Raw genomic sequence first — 19,400 nt, forward strand, 5'->3', positions numbered from 1 at the left:
CCGCCTAAGATAAAAGACGCATAAAAGAAAAAGACCTGCAAAAACAAGGTCACCAGGGGAAAAGGCCAGCATGACAGATCACGCTGCAATTGCGCCTTCCGAGGCACGGACCCTCATCAGGTCCTACATCTACGACCCCAAGTTCCGGGGTATTTTTTTCCAGGCGCTCACCCTCCTCATCGTCATCGCCGCCGGCTGGTGGATTTTCGACAATACCGCCGCAAACCTTGCCCGCTCCGGAACGGCCTCGGGCTACGGCTTCCTGAGGGGCCGCGCCGGGTTCGACATCGGCCAGGCGCTCATTCCCTATACGAGCGACTCGACCTATGGCCGCGCCATCCTGGTCGGCTTCCTGAACACCGTCCTGGTGGCGGTTCTCGGCATCGCCACCGCGACCATCGTCGGCTTCGTCGTCGGCCTCGGGCGGCTTTCGAAGAACTGGCTGATCGCCAAGCTGTGCACCCTCTATGTGGAGGTCTTCCGCAACATTCCGGTGCTGCTCATCATCTTCTTCTGGTACAAGGGCGTGCTGGACTCCCTGCCCCAGGTCCGGGATTCGATCGCGCTTCCCTTCAACGTCTTCCTCAACAACCGCGGCCTTGCCTTCCCGCGACCGATCTGGGGCGACGGCGCTTGGCTGATCCCGGTCGCCTTCGTCGTCGGCATTCTCGCAACCGCCGCGATGGCCCGGTGGGCGAAGAGGCGGCAGGCGGAGACGGGAAAACAGTTCCACACGATCTGGACAGGCATCGGGCTGATCGCCGGCCTGCCGATCCTCGCATTCCTCGTCATGGGTGCGCCGCTGACCTTCGACCTGCCGATCGCCGGCCGCTTCAACCTCACGGGCGGCGCCCGCATCCTGCCGGAATTCGTCGCGCTCTACGTCGCGCTGTCGCTCTACACCGCCTCGTTCATCGCCGAGGTCATCCGCGCCGGCATCCGCGGCGTTGCCAAGGGCCAGGGCGAAGCCTCCTTCGCGCTCGGCCTTCAGCCATCGCAGGCAACGCGCCTCGTCGTCGTGCCGCAGGCCATGCGCATCATCATCCCGCCGCTCACCAGCCAGTATCTCAACCTGACGAAGAACTCCTCGCTCGGCGTCGCGATCGGCTTTCCGGAGCTCTTTTCCACGACCAGCACGACATTGAACCAGACCGGCCAGGCAGTGGAGGCGATCTCCATCATGCTCACGGTCTACCTGGCGATCAGCATCGCGACCTCGGTATTCATGAACTGGTTCAACGCCAAGATGGCGCTGGTGGAAAGGTAAGGCCATGAATACGAAAAACCTCGCCTATGTCCGCCCCAACATGCTGCAGGCGGAGCCTGCTCCGCTCAGCACCAGCACGGTCTCGGGCTGGATTCGGGCCAATCTGCTGGCAACGCCGAAGGACACGGCCCTGACGGTGATCGCGATCGCCTTCCTGGCCTGGACATTGCCCGGCATACTCGAATGGCTCTTCTTCAATGCCGTCTGGTCGGGCTCCGACCGGAGCGCCTGCACGACGATCGCGCAGGGCGGCATCCAGCCGGATGGCTGGAAAGGGGCCTGCTGGGCGTTCGTCGGCGACCGTTTCCAGCAATTCATGTTCGGCCGCTATCCGATGGACGAACGCTGGCGGCCGATCGTCGTCGCGATCCTCTTCGTGGCGCTGCTCGTGCCGATGCTGATCCCGAAGCTGCCGCGCAAGGGCCTGAATGCCCTGCTCTTCTTCGTCGTCTTTCCGATCGTCGCCTTCTTCCTGCTGCATGGCGGCGCCTTCGGTCTCGCGGAAGTGGAAACCCCGCTCTGGGGCGGCCTGATGGTAACCCTCATCCTCTCCTTCGTGGGCATCGCCGTCTCGCTGCCGGTCGGCATCCTGCTGGCGCTCGGACGTCGCTCCAAGATGCCGGTCATCCACATGCTCTGCGTCGGCTTCATCGAGATCATCCGCGGCGTGCCGCTGATCAGCGTTCTCTTCATGGCGAACGTGATGCTGCCGCTCTTCCTGCCGACCGGCTGGACGATCGACAACTTCCTGCGCGCGCTTGTGGGGGTTGCGATCTTCGCATCCGCCTACATGGCGGAAGTCATCCGCGGCGGCCTGCAGGCGATCCCGAAAGGCCAGACGGAAGGCGCCGATTCGCTCGGCCTCAGCTATTGGCAGACGATGCGGCTGGTCATCCTGCCGCAGGCGATCAAGCTGGTCATTCCCGGCATCGTCAACACGTTCATCGGCCTCTTCAAGGATACGTCGCTCGTCTCGATCATCGGCATGTTCGACCTGCTCGGCATCGTGCGGCTCAACTTCACCGATACGACCTGGATCACGCCGGTCACGCCGATCACGGGCCTTATCTTCGCAGGCTTCATCTTCTGGCTGTTCTGCTTCGGCATGTCGCGCTATTCCGCATTCATGGAACGGCATCTCGACACAGGCCACAAACGGTAACCGCCGCAAACCAACAACAAGGGGATAAAAATGGCTGCTGACGCCCAACCCAGGAAAATGACGGTCTCCACCACCGATGTCGCCGTGGAGATCATCGGCATGAACAAGTGGTATGGCGATTTCCACGTATTGCGGGACATCAACCTGAAGGTCATGCGCGGCGAGCGCATCGTCATCGCCGGCCCGTCGGGTTCCGGCAAGTCGACGATGATCCGCTGCATCAACCGGCTCGAGGAACACCAGGCCGGCAACATCATCGTCGACGGCATCGAACTGACCAACGACCTGAAGAAGATCGATGAGGTGCGCCGCGAGGTCGGCATGGTGTTCCAGCACTTCAACCTCTTCCCGCACCTGACGATCCTGGAGAACTGCACGCTGGCGCCGATCTGGGTCCGCAAGATGCCCAAGAAGCAGGCGGAAGAGATCGCGATGCACTATCTCAAGCGCGTCAAGATCCCCGAGCAGGCCAACAAATATCCGGGCCAGCTGTCCGGCGGGCAGCAGCAGCGCGTCGCGATCGCCCGGTCGCTCTGCATGAAGCCGAAGATCATGCTGTTCGACGAGCCGACCTCGGCGCTCGACCCGGAAATGGTCAAGGAAGTGCTGGATACGATGGTGAGCCTGGCGGAAGAAGGCATGACCATGCTCTGCGTCACCCATGAAATGGGCTTTGCCCGCCAGGTCGCCAACCGCGTCATCTTCATGGACCAGGGCCAGATCGTCGAGCAGAATTCGCCGGCGGAATTCTTCGACAATCCGCAGCACGAGCGCACCAAGCTCTTCCTCAGCCAGATCCTGCACTAGGCTGGATGGGCCTGCACGAGGGCTCGTGAAAGATTGGAGAATTGCACCTGACAACGACGGGGCGCTGCGGTGCCCCGTTTTCGTCTCACCACCTGAAGGAATATCGGGCGTTGACGCTGGCCACGGGATCGGGCGCATCCGACACCCGGTCGAGCGCGCCGCTGACGGTCAGGTGCCTGCCGAAATTCTTCTCGACGCCCACGCCGGCGCCGACCACCCTGAAGCCATCACGACCCGAAGTCCGCGCGACCACGGCCGTGCCGCTGGCGCCATGCGAGACGCGGACGGAATGGCTGGCATCGAGACCGCACCATTGCCCCGATGCGCCGTCGTAACGCAGTCCGTAGCTGCTCCGGCGCTCGATATCGATTGCCGGCGTCGCGATTTCCTTCTCGTAGTAATTCATGGCGATCGCGGCGCTGCCGGTATTGCCATCGAGATCGACGCCGACACCGCGATTCATCCGGTAGGCGGGCGTCTCGATCTTGCCGGCCGTAAAATTGCTCCAGAACTTCACCGGCGTCTCGACCGGAGCACCGCTTTTCGTCGTGTTCACACCCATGGAGACACCGGCCTCGGTTTCCAGGCGGGTGGGGAGTTTCATGCCGAGCTTGACGGAATAACTGGTATCGGAGTTGCGGGAAGGCTTCCAGATCAGCGGCCTGTCGTCCGCCAATCCCGGACTGCCCGCGCAAAAGACCACGAGCGCGCAGGCCGCGCCGACGGACAATATCCTGTTCATGTGTATCCCCACTTCGAAGGAACAAAGACAATGCAAAGGGCTTCGGGCAATCGACCTGGAGCCCGCAAAAACCATTTCAATGCAGTGGAGGCGCGCAACAGGCATTGGCCTGCTTTTCCTGCGCCAAGTTTGCCTTCCGCTCGCGTGACGCAACGGAACCGACACCGGCATGATACACGGGAATACGGCGAGAATAGGTTTTATCCCTGCGGCCGCTCCTCGTCCTTCCGTCGGAATGGAGAAATGCCGGCGGCATATCCAGGCCATGGGCACGGACATGATCACTGTCATCCAGCTGACACATGACGATGATGTCTTCGATGCTCAGGTCCGCTGAATCGGGATCATGACCTACCCAGCCCCCGCTATGGCCTCGTCTCGCCTCGGAGTCGCCGTGAATGGAATATTACCTCGCCATCGCCTCGACAGTCCTGCTGCTCGTCAATCTGGTCGGCATAGCGATCGCGGCCTGGCGGCTTTCCCCGAACGGTAGCCCGGCTCCCCTCACGTCCAGCCAGCCGCCCGTCTCGATCGTCATCCCCGCACGCGGGATCGAGAACTTCACGCCGTTGACACTGGCGCACGCGTTCCAGCTCGACTGGCCCCATTATGAACTGATCTTCTGCGTCGCCGAGGACAGAGATCCGGTCATGCCCGCGATACGGGAGGCGATTGCGGCCCATCCCTCGATCCCGGCGCGAATTCTCGTCGGCGACGACCGCATCAGCGCCAATCCCAAGCTCAACAACTGCGTCAAGGGATGGCGGGCGGCAACGAACGACTGGGTCATACTGGCCGATTCGAACGTTCTCATGCCTCCCGACTACATTCGCCATCTCATGGCCGGCTGGCGTCCCGATACCGGTCTCGTGTGCTCGACGCCGCTCGGTTCCCGGCCGGACGGTTTCTGGGCCGAGGTGGAATGCATGTTCCTCAACTCGCATCAGGCCAAATGGCAATATGTCGGAGAAGCGCTCGGATTTGGCTTCGCGCAGGGCAAGAGCATGCTCTGGCACAAGCCGATGCTCGATGCCCGGGGCGGCATCGAGGCGCTGGCGGCCGAGATAGCCGAAGATGCGGCTGCGACAAAGCTGGTGAACGGAATCGGGCGCAAGGTCCATCTGGTCGCCTCGCCTTTCGAGCAACCGCTTGGGCGGCGCAATCTCGAGGAAATATGGGGACGGCAAAGCCGTTGGGCGCGGCTCCGCCGGGTCACCTTTCCCGCCTATTTCGCACCCGAAATCCTGCTTGGCAGCCTGCCGCCGCTTGCCTTCGGAATTGCCGCCGCCGTGATCGCCGACGTCAATGTGGCCGCGGTCGCGGCGGCGATCCTGCTGGCAGCCTATCTCCCGGAACTCTGCCTCGCCAAGGCGAAAAACTGGCCTCTCTCCGCCGCATCCCTGCCGGCAATGATGGTGCGGGATATCATGATGCCCGCGATCTGGCTCAGGAGCTGGATCGGCGGCTCCTTCGACTGGCGCGGCAACACCATGACGATCGGAACAGAGGGCTCGGAACTGAACACGCCTTCGGCAGCCTGACGGCGGAAGGCAGTAACCAATCTCCGCCAACAATTCCCAGGAAAACGGCGTTGCGCACCACGGTCGAGGGGGAAAAGGCGCGGGTTTATCCATGTCTCCGGTATGGACAAGGACAAAGGTGGCGACCCCTGCAGGACTGCCAAAAGTGTCAATTTTATAAATGATTTCAATAAAAACCGCCAATGGTGGGGGGTATTTAGGTGCGATTGTTTCCATTAAAGAATTTTAGGCGATCCCCTCACCCTTGACGTTCCGCCCGATCTACGGAATCTATCCCCTCACCCGTAGGCGGCGGTGACTGATCAACCGGGAAGGCTAAAGCCACCTTTGAGCATGAAGCCTACAGCGCCAGCGATGATGCCACCTATGATAAGCTTCACCACCCATTTGATATTCCCGTCGATGGCGTCGATCTTCGCCAGCATGTTGGCCCACTGTTCGTCACGGCGGGCATCCGCGATATCGGCGGTCTGACGGTGTTTCTCAAGCTCTGTGAGCCTTCGGTGATGATCGGTCAGATCGTGTTCAACTCTGACCATGCGGGGACGCAGATCCATGTCGTCGCTCTGTGGTGTCAACTGTATTCCCTCTTTAGACCGTGATCACGCCATCGAGGCCCATTGCCGTCAGGTTATAGACCTGCACCTCCCCAATGCGCGCCGTGATATTCTGCCCCACGACGACGGAGAGCCTCCACCAGAGCGCCAGACCGGACGAGGCATTCGCCGTGACGACATACATGGACGGCGGGAGGATTAGGGAGCCGCTTTCCCGGAACGTATTGTTCAGGTTCGCACCGGCATTGTTGACGTTGAGGCTCAGGCTGCCCTGTTGCGATCCGCCGCGCGTCGTGCGCCAGTTGCCGGCCGTATCGGTGATTTCCATCCGGCAGGTCACGCCGAGCTTGTCCCCAATCGCATAGGTGCCACCGAGGGAATAGCCCGCCGTCACGGACGCCACAGCTGACGTCCCGTCGAGTGCATATTCGAACCATTGGCCCTTCTGGAGCGTGCCGGACTTTGCCCTGACGTTACGCGTGACGGAGCCGACCGCCGCCTGCTGTGTAAACCAGCCGGTAGGGGCGCTCCCATTGTTCACCGTTCCATTCATGAGCGGATTGGAGACGAGGGTATAGGTCCCGCTCGTCACCGGCAGCGCATCGACGCCGAGAAGGGCCGCCATGTTTACCGCCTGCATGATCGGGGCAACGACTTCCGCGATGGCCAGGTGCCCGAGCGAGTTGAAGTGGACGCCGTCTGCCTTGTAAGCCGCAAGGGTATAGCCGGTGGCTGGATCGACAAGCGCCTGATGGATATCCGCCAGGCGTCCGCCTTCCTTGTGGACGACAAGCTTGAGCCACATGTTGTAGGCTTCGATGAACTTCGACCTGACGGCCAGATCGCCGGCGTCCGAAGCGGTCGGCGGTACGGTACAGACGATGGCCCGGATGCCGTAGGACTTTGCCAGCCGAAGCATGGCGACGATGTTGCCGATGAAGGTGGCAACGGGAACACCGACGCTGTTGAGTGCACTGTCGTTCGTACCGGCGAGGATGACGACGCCTTCGCAGCCGGTATCGATGATATCCGTCTTGAAGCGGGCCAGCATCTGATCTGCGGTTTGACCGCCGATACCTGCGACGGCGAAATCGACGTTCTGCATGCGTCCGGCGAGAATGACCGACTGCGCAGGAAATCCGTAGATGGAGTTCGCAGCTCCGGTGCTTGCCGTGTGGCTATCGCCGATGAAACCCCATTTGCGGCCGACGCCCTGGATGATCGGCATGGAGGCAAGCGCCTGACTGTTTCGGAAAGAACGGGTGGTGACCATTACACGGGCTCCATGAGGTAAGCGCCGTCGTCATCGAGGAGATAGGCGCCGTCAAGATCGGTGAGAAAAACGTAGCCAATGGGTGGTACGAGCCCCCCCGCGCCCTTGTTCAAGATAGGATTGCCGAGAGAGAGTGAAAGGCTGAAACCGAGCATTAGCGGGCTCCATTGAAACTGGTGCGCAAAGTATCGAAATACGATGCGCATCGCCCTGTGCGGGCGTTCTGGCGATCAAGCGCCGCCCTCTCCCTGATGATGATCGACCGCACCTCTGCGCCTTCAGCCAAGGCCGCATGCGCTTCCGTCTTCCGGCAGTCTCCAGGCCATTCAGGAAGGTTGACGCCGGCCTCGATCTTGCCTTGCGCGGTGGCGGCGGATGTCAGCCGGCTAGTCGTGCAGGATTGCGTCGATATCAGCACGATCGAGAGCACAGCGACGGTTCGCCTGAGAGAGGCGGACTTCGTATTCGAGGATCTTGGCTTCACGGTCTTTCTCCCGCTGGACATCTTCGGCGGTATCTTTGGTGATTTTCTCTTGAAGGGATTGCTTGGCGCTGTTTGAGGCCTGCAGCTGGCGCTGGAGTTCGGCCACCGTGGCTTGCGCGGCCGTCTTTTCGGCAAGAAGGACATATCCTTCCCTCGCCTCGCGGGCAGCAGAGGGATATCCGATCAGGGATGCATAGAGATGATAGACCACGAGCCCGATAGCCAGGCCGGATACGATCTTGAGATCGTCGAGGATGCCGAACACTACTTGACCCCCTCAAGGCAAAGCTCCAGTTCGCCCATACGGTTCGCATCGCCATATTCACGACGTAGAACAAGGCCGCGAATTGTCTTACCCCCGGCCTTGTTGAACCAAGTCACGGCTTGGCATGCGCCGGCATAGTTCTTTGCCTCTGCCCGGCGCGCGGCAGTCGAGCGGCAAATTGCACCGGTCCCGACATTATATGCAGCATCGAGCAAAGATGCCTGAAGGCTCAAGGGAAGCTTGTCAAAGCCCTTGACGCATTTCTGGAGCGGCCTGTGATAATCCTTCTCCAGCGTCTCGTAGAGCATTTCCTTGCATTCGGCATCGGTATAGCGATCGTCCTTCTTCACGCCTTTCGTCTCGCCTGTGCACACGGTCCAAACCTTCCCGAGCGCGTCCCAATAGGCGAGGTTCTTCGTATCCTCCCACGGTTCTGTGAGATAGGTTGCCGTCAACGCCACCAGTCCGAGACCGGATGCAAGAGCGGCCTTAGCTCTTTTGCTCATTCGGATATTCCTTTCTGGACGATGAGGCGGGCAACGAAAGCCGCCGCGACGGTGATCCCGGACAGAGCCGCGAAGAGACCGCGAGGCATCTCGAACAGACCGTCGATAAGCGGAAGGGCGACTTCAGCGCCGGACAGAAGGCCAGCCGCTATCATGAGGCGGATGCTCCAGGCACGCCGAAGCACCCGCCCTGCATTGGGGGCGAGTTTCATGGGTTTCCCCTATGATGATTTGAAGAAATGAGCTTTGCTCGGCAAAGCGGCTCGTATATCTTCCGCCGCGCAATCTGAGCGCACGGGTTTATGATCGTTCTACCCCAAGAGGATTTTCTGTCGGGGCTTTCCCTGTCTGTAGGCGGACTGTATGATCGCCCGCCCCTGCACGTCCGCGTGTTCCGAATGGCGCCAGACGGGCTGCAAAAGGAAAGGGAGGTCCGGATAGAGCGAAACAGCTACGATGAGGAAAGCCCTGTCTTTGTCTACTGGAGGCCGATTTCCAATTCCTCTGGCGCTTCCTTCAAGGTCACTGTACAGCGCCTTGATGTTCAAAACAGAGCCGTAGAATATGACCTCGCTGACTCCGAGATCCTGCCGAAGCTGATCTATTCCAACCCTCGTTCATGGCTTCATGTGCCGCAGAGCATAGGGTTTAGCCCCGTCACACAATGCAATTTGAACTGTACCCATTGCATTTCAAAGTTCTCTCGGAAGAGTCTATCGGTTCTTGATGATGCGATCTGGGAGCAGATCAAAGAACATATATCAGTCGGCCACATTACCCACTTTTGCTCCGACTACAGCGGAGACCTGCTGAATAGCGACCGCAAGTATGGCTGGTTGAAGAGGGTGGTTGCCACCGGCGTAAAACTCAACATCGACACTCACGCCAATAACCTGACCGAGGAATCCACCGAAATCCTCTTGGCGTCAAACCTGACCACGATCAATTTCTCGGTGGATAGCCTCCTCCCGGAACAATACAAAACGATCAGGAAAGGCGGAGATCTTCCGACTGTCCTCCGTAATATCCGGCACTTCGTCCACGAAAAAAACAAGCGCCGGCCAGAGATCGCCACCATGATTTCCTTTGCGATGATGAGGAGCACCATGGGCTCGCTCTTCCTCGCTGTAGACCTCGCCGCCGAGATTGGCATCAATTGGGTTCAGGGAAACCATCTGATGGTCTTTACGGAAGACATGGCCGATGAATCTCTTCTGCTTGATCGAACCTACTACGCGCAGAAGCACCGGGAACTGTTGGACTACGCAGCATCAAAGGACGTGACTGTTTCCCTTCCCGAACCTTTCAAGGAGTTGGCTCCGACAAAAGGACATGCTCCTTGTATCGTGCCGTGGGTCGGAGCCCAGATCCTCGGTAATGGCGATGTGATGGCCTGCTGCATGCCGGGCACGAAGGTCGGCAATCTCCACGAACAGTCGTTGCCAGAAGTATGGAATGGCAAGCGGATGCAGGCGTTCCGCAGTCGCGTCAACACTGACACCCCGCCTGGACCATGTGCCAGTTGCCCTATGTATCGCGTGCCAAACAACTTCTCGAGCTATGCCCCTGGCCTCTTCGGCAGCGCCCGCGAAGCATTCGAGCGCCGAGCGGCAAGTGGCCTGATCACCGATCCGGAGCGGCAGGCCAGTTAATGGCGGAAGGGTCTGGATTTTGCTCCGGGAGGTCGCGTAATGCTTTCCGATAATCCGCCCAATTTTGTTTCCACTCATCAGAATGCGATGCTTGAATGCTCGGGACTTCCGTCCAATCCGAATCATCGAGAAGTTGGTCACGCCATGCTCGCGGCCACGGGAGGGCTTTACCCGGCTCCACCCCAGAGTGTCGATCGACAGAAATAACCTTCCCTATGGCCCCGTTCTCGGAAAATGGTTGATGCAGATAATCGCCATCGTTCGGTATTACTGAACGCAAAACGCCGATAATCACCTCGGAAACGGTTCCATCTTCTGCCAATATGGCTACATCCCGACGATCATTGCTCTGCATGTCTGGCACATCGGCGTCGATTGAGATGTATGTTGCTCGAAACACATCATCAGTCATCACGGATGTATCGCCAAACTTCCCCATGACGATCCAATCCGTCGGGTTGGCATTCCGCTTGCCGCCGAAGCAAGCAACGGTGCGGGATTTATCATCCCCAGGAATTTGCGATGCCTCGACTACGGCAGATCCGGAAGGTGTCCGATAGGTTCCCATAGTCATCCTCAATAGGCCGCTGGAGTAGCCGTAAGCGTGTTGACGCCCGCTGTGGCAGCAGTAGTTCGGAGAGCATCTGTGGTGAACATCTGATTTTGTCCGCTGAATTGCACAGACCTGACATTTGCCCCGATGTTTTCACCGACCTTAAGACCGACGAAAACGCTCGGCCCGCAGAATGAACCAAGGCTTCCCGACGAAAAGCCGTTGATGTCGATGCCGGTGCACAGCGTAACAGACGCTTTGATTTGCTCGCCGTTCCAATTGTTGTCGCGCATGAACGTGAATTGGCCCTGCCCCTGGTTAGCGCGAATATACATGCCGTAGAAGGCAGTCCCATCTGTTCCCCAGCCAGAATTACCGATGATCTGGTTATCGTAGATTCTGGCGTTCTTACAGTCTTCGATCCATATCCCGACATATCCGACGTTCGCCTGGCTATTCTGGATAATCAGGCTATCGCCAATATTGACGTTCGTGCTGGTGGCTTTGTACCCAACTTTGCAACCGATCGCATCATTGTTCAGCCATTTCATCCCTTCCCATGCGCCAGACGCCTCATAGCCGGTCTCGAAGAAATATGAGATGCAGTGCTCGAACGAGCTTTCCACAGGGATGACTGTGTTTGAGCCGCTATAGTCGAAACCGCGTGATCCCGTCACTAGGCCAGCCCTTCGGCCTTCGACCGTGCATGCGATAAGCTTCGACAAACGCATGTTTCGTAGTGAAATCCCATAGATGTTGTAGTTGGCGTCACTCGTTGGCTTGACGTGCACGTTCTGTAGGAACGCTGTCTGCTCAGTGACACCACTTCCGACCGTCTCGCTCGCTTGCAGCCGGATCGCCGGCACTGAGGGAATCGCGGCATTCGACATAAGATTGAGATCACGCATTACAACTTTCGCGGTGTCGCGAAGCACGACACTGCCGATGTCGATCTCAATACCTGCAGCCGTCCCATCCAAGATGATCCGACCACAACGGTTCATGCCTTGGATAAGCCACCCCAATGTACCGTTCGCTGTTCTCGACGCTGTGATTTTCCGAGTAACACGGACATCCCCCGGAATAAGCAACGGCGTCCCAGAACGAAGGGCCGATTCGAACCGGTCGCTGTCATCTGTCGTGCCGTCCATCAGGCAGCCAAAGTCTTCGGGAGTACGCCATGCTCGGCCGTATAGCGGCTTCCAGTAAGTCAGAAAGGTCGTCGCATTGCTCTTCCGCTCCCAAGTGACATTATCATCCGAGGAGCCAACGAACTGCATCCTAAGGCGGCGCCAATCGGGCCCGCTGCTTGAGATTTCGACCTCCAGATAGCATGATTGGTTGGCCGACCCAGGAAAGCCGTTGGTCGGATTATAGACCTGATACCTTCCCGCCTCGGTGATGGTTAGAACGTTCGCGCCATCGGCCAAGGCAATCGACTTCATCCACTTGAAGCCATTCGTAGACGACCATGCTGACACGCCGGGTAGCACGAAGTCAGTCTTCTGGACGGCACCAATGATACGGGAATCGTTGCCAGCCGCGACAGTACCAGAGGCGGTCCCCACATCGAGGACGGCAGAATTTCCTAAACCAAGGTTGCTGCGGGCCATGACGACATCGTCGACATCCGCCAAATTCTGATCCGCATGGAGAAGGTTCCCGTCGATATCAGAGCTGAGTGTGGCGGGATTTGAGAGGATGAAACATTCGCCATTATGCCAGAATGAGTGGTCGGCACCCTCGACAAGGTCACCCGGAACAAGATCGATAACGCCGCTTGACGCGACTTTGCAAATCTGTGCTGTCGGCCACTCACCGAACGTAAGGGTGGGAGTACCCGTTGAATTGCTTCGATCGATGCGGAGACGGAGAACCTCGAATTCGTTGATCCTAGGATACGATACTTCCGGATCGACGATATAATCGTCACCGGTTCCCGACGTCTCATAGTAAGGGTTGGCACGTCTCCACCAGCGCTTGACGGCCGCCATCATCATGCGACCCACAGAATCGATGTAGGCCGGCATTCCACCGGGCCAGCCGTTTGGCTGCTGCTCAGTGTTCCTTTCGTCCTGCTCTGTCCAGAACTTCTCCGAAATATCGGGCATATATTCTCTCCATCAATCCGGCATTCGCGCCGTTGACGTCTGTTTCACGGGTGATGTTCTGAAAGATCAGGAGGTCGTTTCGTACCAAGCTAAAGTGGTACCCCCATCGATCCGGTAGTACCAAAAAGGAGGGACCCACATGAGCACCGCTACTCCTCCGAGTACGTACACCGGCATCATGGAGGTGGTCGTCTCCCCAACACTCCCAGAGGCGACTGTGGAAAAGCGTGCGCTGACCAAGCGCCAGCGATCGCCGAAGTTTTGATAATTAGTACCCGCTACTCGGGCACCCGCCACATCCTGAATTGTCCCGAGAATTTGGCCCGGATTGACCAAGCCCCCATTGGCTCTTTGGTAATCCACCACAACCCAGTTCCCGGACCCGAGTGAGATCGCCTCGCATGTGTCCCCGGCCCTCGTGGCGATATTCAAGCCTCCATTGGGGAGGACCATCGACGTGGCGTTTGCAACGATCGAAAGTACATCAGAGAAAACAATCTTCTTGCGTGTACCCGCATCGGCGATACCGAATGAAGTGATTGTATTTGTGCCACTCACCCTAATGAATTGAGTGGACAGAGATCCAAGATTTGTCGTCGCATCACTGGCAAGATCGGCTCGCGGCTGTTGTGTTGCTTGCCTGGTCCTCAGCGGCGTCATTAGGTCTGTATTGTTCGTACCAGCTTCCGCAGCCGGTTGCGAGGCGATCGTGAAGGTTGGCGGAATGCTGGTTAAAAGCTGGAAAGCTGCCAGCGATGTACTGTAGGCGATCGAGTAGACGTTCCCAGAGACAATATCCCCGATGACCAAAGGAACGGGGCCACTTACGCCATTCTTCAATACGGATACCGGGGCTCCGCCCCCCGCCGCCATTGTCATAGGTCCCGTATTGCTCAGCCCAGCGATGAACTGGATCGTCGCACCATCCGTCCCATTGAAGGTTCCGGCTGCAAGGGTCTGCGCATTTGCAGCGCCACCGCTCGTCCCGCCGGCTGATACGATGCCGACGTTTGGCTCGCCTGTAGCCTGGTCCCAGATAAGGTTCCCAAGCGCATCCTTGACAATCTGACGGTATGAACCGGCGCCAAAGATGACCGCCCTTCCCGCGGAATCCAGAATAACCGGATTGGTGTTCAGAATAAGCTGTTGCGAATCCAGATATGTATCCTTTGGCGACATCGTCCCCGGAATGTAAAATGACACGGTGCCACCGGCGAGAGGAATGCCGTTCGCATCGAGGAATGTGGTTTCGCCCGTGGGCAGGATCGTGGCCATTCGTTTTCCCAAAAGAAAATGGCTGTCAAAGGACAGCCCACATCGACTTTTCGGTGATTTCACGTACAATTGCCGCTTCCCTCCTAAATCAGAGAGCGACAGTGATTATCGATCACGAGAACAACGAGAATGCCAAGCTTCCCGCTTTCAACCGCATGAAGAACAGCGAGGCGGTTAGAAGCCCCAAATGGATCATTTTCCACATCGTGTTCGTGTCCGCGATGATCCTCGCTAGCATCCATTTTGAATGGGACATTGACGCGAGAGCCGTCTTCTTTATGGCAGCTCTCGGATCACTCTATCTAGCCGGCATCATTATCGCCGTCCGCGGCGCTGTGCTTCGGATGCTTCGCGCGAGAACACACTAACCGGCACAGTCGCGGCGCTCTGTAGAAGCGGATTTTGCATCGATCGGATAGGGTTCACCAGACGATTAGCCGACGCAGCTGGCGCTATGGCTTCCCGCAAACGCGTCACGTCACCGCTCAGAGCTTCAGCTATGAGACGATTGCGGGCAAGGTCGCGGGCCTGGAGCCCCTTTTGAACGCCCATCCGCCCAAGAGACAGGGCCGCCCCTGCGGCCGCTCCAGGCACCCCGCCAAGGCTATAGCCGCCACCGATCGCCATAGGCGTCGTTAAGCTGATGCCGGGGGTAACCTGTTTTACCTCCGTCAGTTTGTTGACGGCCTGACGAGGTGCCGTCTGGGAACCGGCGAACAATTTGGCATTGGTCTGAGCGATCCGCTGTTCATCCTTGAGGACTTGAGCGAGCTTATCCGTCTCGGCCTTTCCAAGCAGGATCTCGAGGCGATCCCTGTTGAATCCCACGTCGGGAATAGACGAGCCCTTCGCCGCCGCCGACCGGACGGCATTGATCTGCGTATCGATCGCTACCCGCGCCCCCTGCTTGGCTGCTTCCTTTTCAGCGTCCGTCGCCCCCTGGAACCACTGTTTCCAGAACTCGGGACGATCCTCAAGGCCAGCAGAGCCGGTACGAGTGCGAAGGATATCGAGGCCTCGAGAGAATGCGTCTCCGACGGGATCGGTGAATTGCGCCTTCATCCCGTCGATGATCTGCTTTGCTTCCTTATCTCCGATCAGGGCGGCCAGCTTTTTCTGGTTCGCCTCGATATCCGTGAGTTTAGCAATGCGGTCGACCTGATTGGCCGAACTCGCCATCTGCTGCTCTAGCGATGAGCGGGCGCCAAGCTTAAGTGCTGCCAATTCGTCGGGGGAAGCTTTCTTGATCCACGCAGAAATCTGTTCTGGCGTGTTCCCGAGAGCCGCCTTTCCCGTTCCATTGCTGAATAGGCCAAGCCCCTTGGTGAACGCCTCTCTGGCTTTGGACGGCCCAGCCCACGCCCCACGCGCTGCGGCATAATCCGAATTGATCGAATCCAGTTCTCCCAAAAAGGCACGGCGCACCTTATCTATGGCAACGCCCTCCTCCGACAACTTGCCTGTCGTTGGATTTTTCGCCGCCTCGACCATTTCATCGAGGCCCTTCTTGACGACGTTCAGGGTTCGCATATTCGGGACGCTGCCGACGACCGGGTTCCCGGCCGCATCTACGCCTGTAATCGCGTATTCCGTGGGGTTGAAAGCTTTACCTTCAGCAAGTGACTCAAGCCGCTGTATTTTAACTCCTCTTGCCAATCCCGACTGCGTGATAGGATCATCGAGAAACTGCTGAATACGGGGGCTCCAGACGGCACCTGGCGCATTTGCCGTACCGTCCTGCTGAGCCTGACGCAGACGGCTAAGAGCGCCTTCCTTTTGCGCCTTGGCGGCTGCTAGATTTTTCTCTGCCGCAGATGTCGCCGCGTCCGCATCTCGCACGGCGGAAAGTGCGCCACTTGAAGAATAGACGTCATTCCCCGCTCTGGATTCCTGAGCCCGTGCAAGGGTCTGCCGCTGACGTGCGGCCGCCAGCTCCTTGGATGCCTTCGATACCGATTCCGTGGTCTCCGCGAAGACGCCCTCGAATTGTTTTTCCAAGGGGGCCATACTCCCGCCTTCGAATGCTTTTTCATAGAGCGGCCGGCTTTCGGTCGATCGCTGGCTGATGAACTTATCAAGCGCCGATTGAGGATCGGCAGCGTCGCCCATGGCCTTATCGAGCGTGGCGCGCACCTGATCCGGCTTGAGTACAGAAGCCTGCTGCTTTTCGCGGAGGCCGGAAAGAATTTTGACGGTATCGGGAGATTCGCCGAGGGCCTGATCAAAGGCTTCGTTGACGGCACCCTTTGCGCCACCGGCTCGCTGCTGTGCTGCCTCATAGAGAATAGACCGTGGCGCTCCTCCCTGATTGGCGAGGTTCATCGCCATCTGCTGCAAGTTCGGATCGACATCCATTGCCGTCAGGCGCGGATTGAGTGCCATTTCGGCAGCAATATCATCCACCATCGTGCCGGACTGTGCTAGCGCCTCGGTGAGATTGTTAGCGGTTGCGCCACGTGGCGTCATAGCCGTGAGGCGGTTCGCAGCCGTTTCCCCTGCCCTAAGCAGACCTTCGGTAGCCAACGGCGCTGCAATCGCCGCCCCGATCCTTGCATAGGGCTCGAATGCCGTTCCCTCAGTCAGTTGTCCAGCGGCTTCGCTGGAAAGTCCTGGGATAACCCCATATTTCACGGCATTCGCGAGCAGATTTCCTTGGCCTATCACTGTCCCAGGCAGGAACTCTCCCACTGTACCCGCATACTTGCCAGCAGTAGTCTGGGCCTTATATTCAGTACCGCCTTCGGACGCCTTCGATGCAAGATCACGCAATCCGGCTCCGCTCAATGGAGATGGAGGGGGCGCTTGAATGCCAGTACCTCCCCAAAGGCTCGCGATGTCTCCGGTCACCGCGCTCATGCTCTGATCGAAGGCGTTCTGGATCGTGCCAGGAAGGCCAACCAGATCCATCACGCCACGCGCCACGCCAGCGGCACCCGACTTGATCACGTCGGACAAAGTCGATGGCTTCTCTTCGGTAGATGGTGCTTTCTCCTGCGCCTTCTCGATCGATGCGGCAGGAGCCGCGTCTGTCTTGTCGAGGCCCCACGACTTCATCAACGCTTCGTCATTGGCATCCGCTACACCTGAAGACGCAGGGACACTGTCGGCCGTGGCATCGGACAGACCCCATGCCTTCATCACATCTGCATCCGGTTCGCTTTCCGCGACAGGGGGCGCAGGAGCGGCTTGCGGCTGTTGTTGCGGCATCTGGGCCGGCTGCTGCTCGTTGCTGACCAGTGGCGCGAAGACCGGCTTCTGACCGCTGAATGGAGGCGGCACATATTGGGCGTTCTGCACCAGCGCGCTTGCCTGTGGCTGCGCCTGACCGGACGCGAGAGCATTGACCGCACCAACGACCGGAGCATCTTCATCGCTGCGCTCATAGGCATTGACGAAGCGTGATGAAGTAGTGCCCTGCTCTATGCCGCCAGGCAGGCTTGTCCAAATCGGCGCCAGCGCCCTGCCGACACCAGCAATCGTGTCACGGTCGCCAGAGCGGAGAGCATCGAGAAGATTTCCTCCTGTCTCTTCCTTGTATGCGTCCTTCGCCAGTTCCCATGCCGCGAGGTCCTGAGATTCAGGGGAGAAGTCCTTCAGCCCAAGTTTCTTGGCGTACTGATCCCATGTGCCCTTGATGAATTGGTATTTCCCGGCGGCCGAAGACGTCTTCCCCGCGTTCGGGCCGCTTTTGATTTCGACATCCAACCGCGGATGATCGGCAAAATCAGAGAATCGCTGGCCGCCATAGATGACATTGTAGGAGCCCTTGCTTTCCGGCCCTGAAATAGCGTCGAGAAGCGCGTAGGCTTCGGCAGGAAGCTTCATGGCTTATTCCACGGAAGGAGGAGAAACGATGCCGAGACCTTGGGCCGTCTTGAGCGAATTCAGGAATTTGGCCTTCCCGGCCTGATCGAGACCCTTGAAGTATTTCAGGCGCTGCGCACCGTCCATCATGTCGAAGCCATAGGCGACAGGGTCCTGAGAAGCGTTGAATTCGACCGACCACTTGCCGTATTCGGCCGGCGTCTGCCCGGAAGCCTGAAACGCCCGTGTCTGGGCGTTCTGAAGGCGACGAAGCGAGATCGCCGTCTTGACCACGTCGATCGAAGCCGCGTTGGAAATCCCAAGGCTCGGATTGCCAGCGAAGGCCGCGGCAAGCTTGTCGTTGGTGCCGGTATCTCCTGCCTCGCGCGCATACTGGACGAGATATTTTCTGACCTCGTCGAAGTCCTTCACGTCCTGATCGGGCGCGATGATGCCCATGGAAGTCAGGAACGATTTCGCCTCATTGATGGTTTCCGTGCCCGGGCCGGTCCCTGTCGGCCCGAGCCGTTCCAGACCAGCCAGCGCCTTTTCAAGCGGCAGGACATCGGCCTGATAATTTCGCTCTCGGGCGACGTCCTGGGCATACTGTTCGCCGCCTGCCTGCCCCATGACCGTCTGCGCCTGAATTTCGCCGGCCGATGGGCTCGTGACCACACCTCCGGGGGGATTCGTAGGCTGCTGCACCGGTGGCAGCGCGCGTCGCTCGACGGATGTCGGAGGCGCCACAAGCTGATTGTTCGCCGAGGGCTGCGCCGTCATCGGGTTGACGCCGGCCTGCGTCAGGATATTGCCCTTCGGGACGAGGACTGTACGGCCTTGCGCGTCCGTTGTCTGGACCAGATCCGCGCGGCTCTCAGGCGATACGGTGACATCGATCGGTGCGCCGATCTGGCGAACACCAGTGATCGGGCTTACGGTCGCCGGGATGATCCGGCTATTGTCGGAAATCGTCGTCGGCGAGCCGTAGATCTGCGAGAACCGGTTGGCCCCTTCCAAAATGGTGACGTTCATCGTCTGGAGCCATTGCGGGATCTGTGCCGGGTCCTGCGGCATCGTGGCAAGCGCCGTCTGCGCTGCCTCTGGCGTAACAAAACCCTGCTTCACCGCATTGTCGGCATACTGTCGGACCAAAGCCGGTCCTTCCGTCGTCCCGGCACGCGGGTCTTGCGCGATCGAACCGACAAGGTTCGCAAGGCCCTGATATTGCTTATGCGCAAGATCGATCTTCGCCTGGTCGATGTCGATGTTCTGGCGCTGCTGCTGGCCCTGCAGAAGCTTGTTCTGCTCCATTGTATTGCGGATCTGCATAGCCGTGCCGATCTTGTCGATCAGCGAATTGCTGTCCGCGCGAGGATAAAAACTGGTGTCGATGTCAGCCAT

16 protein-coding genes are annotated in these 19,400 nt (G+C 58.8%); 5 read left to right on the top strand and 11 right to left on the bottom strand.

All coding sequences use genetic code 11. From position 1 onward, the window contains the following. Positions 1–70 precede the first annotated feature (70 nt). The 3 genes from ACFFP0_RS24455 to ACFFP0_RS24465 are packed head-to-tail and all read left to right on the top strand — an operon-like array spanning position 71 to position 3,236. Entirely contained in the window at positions 71–1,267 is a 1,197-nt protein-coding gene (locus ACFFP0_RS24455; protein WP_377264829.1) for an amino acid ABC transporter permease, read from the top strand. 4 nt (positions 1,268–1,271) lie between these two features. Next, entirely contained in the window at positions 1,272–2,429 is a 1,158-nt protein-coding gene (locus ACFFP0_RS24460; RefSeq protein WP_377264830.1) for an amino acid ABC transporter permease, read from the top strand. A 30-nt stretch (positions 2,430–2,459) separates the two neighbouring features. Continuing rightward, positions 2,460–3,236, top strand: coding sequence for an amino acid ABC transporter ATP-binding protein (locus ACFFP0_RS24465; RefSeq protein ID WP_377264831.1), 777 nt, complete (start codon positions 2,460–2,462; stop codon positions 3,234–3,236). Between the two features lie 85 nt (positions 3,237–3,321). Here the strand turns inward: ACFFP0_RS24465 and ACFFP0_RS24470 are convergent, their stop codons facing one another. Continuing rightward, complete coding sequence (locus ACFFP0_RS24470; protein WP_377264832.1) at positions 3,322–3,978, bottom strand: hypothetical protein; 657 nt, start codon at positions 3,976–3,978, stop codon at positions 3,322–3,324. 398 nt (positions 3,979–4,376) lie between these two features. On the opposite strand from ACFFP0_RS24470, the gene ACFFP0_RS24475 reads away from it, so the two are divergent. Next, on the top strand, positions 4,377–5,519 hold the full coding sequence (locus ACFFP0_RS24475) for a glycosyltransferase (RefSeq protein ID WP_377264833.1): 1,143 nt from the start codon (positions 4,377–4,379) through the stop codon (positions 5,517–5,519). 302 nt (positions 5,520–5,821) lie between these two features. Here ACFFP0_RS24475 and ACFFP0_RS24480 read toward each other — a convergent pair whose 3' ends face one another. The 5 genes from ACFFP0_RS24480 to ACFFP0_RS24500 all read right to left on the bottom strand — a co-directional run bounded on the left by ACFFP0_RS24480 (position 5,822) and on the right by ACFFP0_RS24500 (position 8,816). Next, complete coding sequence (locus tag ACFFP0_RS24480; protein WP_377264834.1) at positions 5,822–6,097, bottom strand: hemolysin XhlA family protein; 276 nt, start codon at positions 6,095–6,097, stop codon at positions 5,822–5,824. A 13-nt stretch (positions 6,098–6,110) separates the two neighbouring features. Further along, entirely contained in the window at positions 6,111–7,349 is a 1,239-nt protein-coding gene (locus ACFFP0_RS24485; protein ID WP_377264835.1) for an SGNH/GDSL hydrolase family protein, read from the bottom strand. 386 nt (positions 7,350–7,735) lie between these two features. Then, positions 7,736–8,098, bottom strand: coding sequence for a hypothetical protein (locus ACFFP0_RS24490; RefSeq protein ID WP_377264836.1), 363 nt, complete (start codon positions 8,096–8,098; stop codon positions 7,736–7,738). Next, the gene (locus tag ACFFP0_RS24495; RefSeq protein WP_377264837.1) at positions 8,098–8,604 is read right to left on the bottom strand and encodes a lysozyme; all 507 of its coding nucleotides are present in this window, start codon (positions 8,602–8,604) and stop codon (positions 8,098–8,100) included. The genes ACFFP0_RS24490 and ACFFP0_RS24495 overlap by 1 nt, the downstream gene beginning before the upstream one ends. Then, on the bottom strand, positions 8,601–8,816 hold the full coding sequence (locus ACFFP0_RS24500) for a DUF7940 domain-containing protein (RefSeq protein ID WP_377264838.1): 216 nt from the start codon (positions 8,814–8,816) through the stop codon (positions 8,601–8,603). The genes ACFFP0_RS24495 and ACFFP0_RS24500 overlap by 4 nt, the downstream gene beginning before the upstream one ends. Before the next feature lie 90 nt (positions 8,817–8,906). Here ACFFP0_RS24500 and ACFFP0_RS24505 point away from each other — a divergent pair, with 90 nt between their 5' ends. Then, entirely contained in the window at positions 8,907–10,256 is a 1,350-nt protein-coding gene (locus ACFFP0_RS24505; RefSeq protein WP_377264839.1) for a radical SAM/SPASM domain-containing protein, read from the top strand. Here ACFFP0_RS24505 and ACFFP0_RS24510 read toward each other — a convergent pair. The 5 genes from ACFFP0_RS24510 to ACFFP0_RS24530 all read right to left on the bottom strand — a co-directional run bounded on the left by ACFFP0_RS24510 (position 10,228) and on the right by ACFFP0_RS24530 (position 19,400). Further along, complete coding sequence (locus tag ACFFP0_RS24510) at positions 10,228–10,824, bottom strand: tail fiber assembly protein (protein ID WP_377264840.1); 597 nt, start codon at positions 10,822–10,824, stop codon at positions 10,228–10,230. The two genes, ACFFP0_RS24505 and ACFFP0_RS24510, sit on opposite strands and share 29 nt — an antisense overlap. 8 nt (positions 10,825–10,832) lie before the next feature. Further along, positions 10,833–12,920 (bottom strand): hypothetical protein, encoded by a 2,088-nt coding sequence (locus ACFFP0_RS24515; RefSeq protein WP_377264841.1) that lies wholly within the window; start codon positions 12,918–12,920, stop codon positions 10,833–10,835. 66 nt (positions 12,921–12,986) lie between these two features. Next, positions 12,987–14,195 (bottom strand): hypothetical protein, encoded by a 1,209-nt coding sequence (locus ACFFP0_RS24520; protein ID WP_377264842.1) that lies wholly within the window; start codon positions 14,193–14,195, stop codon positions 12,987–12,989. Between the two features lie 315 nt (positions 14,196–14,510). Then, on the bottom strand, positions 14,511–18,020 hold the full coding sequence (locus ACFFP0_RS24525; protein ID WP_377264843.1) for a glycoside hydrolase family 24 protein: 3,510 nt from the start codon (positions 18,018–18,020) through the stop codon (positions 14,511–14,513). A gap of 3 nt (positions 18,021–18,023) precedes the next feature. Next, on the bottom strand, positions 18,024–19,400 hold the full coding sequence (locus ACFFP0_RS24530) for a nucleotide exchange factor GrpE (protein ID WP_377264844.1): 1,377 nt from the start codon (positions 19,398–19,400) through the stop codon (positions 18,024–18,026).

This window comes from Neorhizobium puerariae, from assembly GCF_042429745.1.
Classification (GTDB): domain Bacteria; phylum Pseudomonadota; class Alphaproteobacteria; order Rhizobiales; family Rhizobiaceae; genus Neorhizobium; species Neorhizobium puerariae.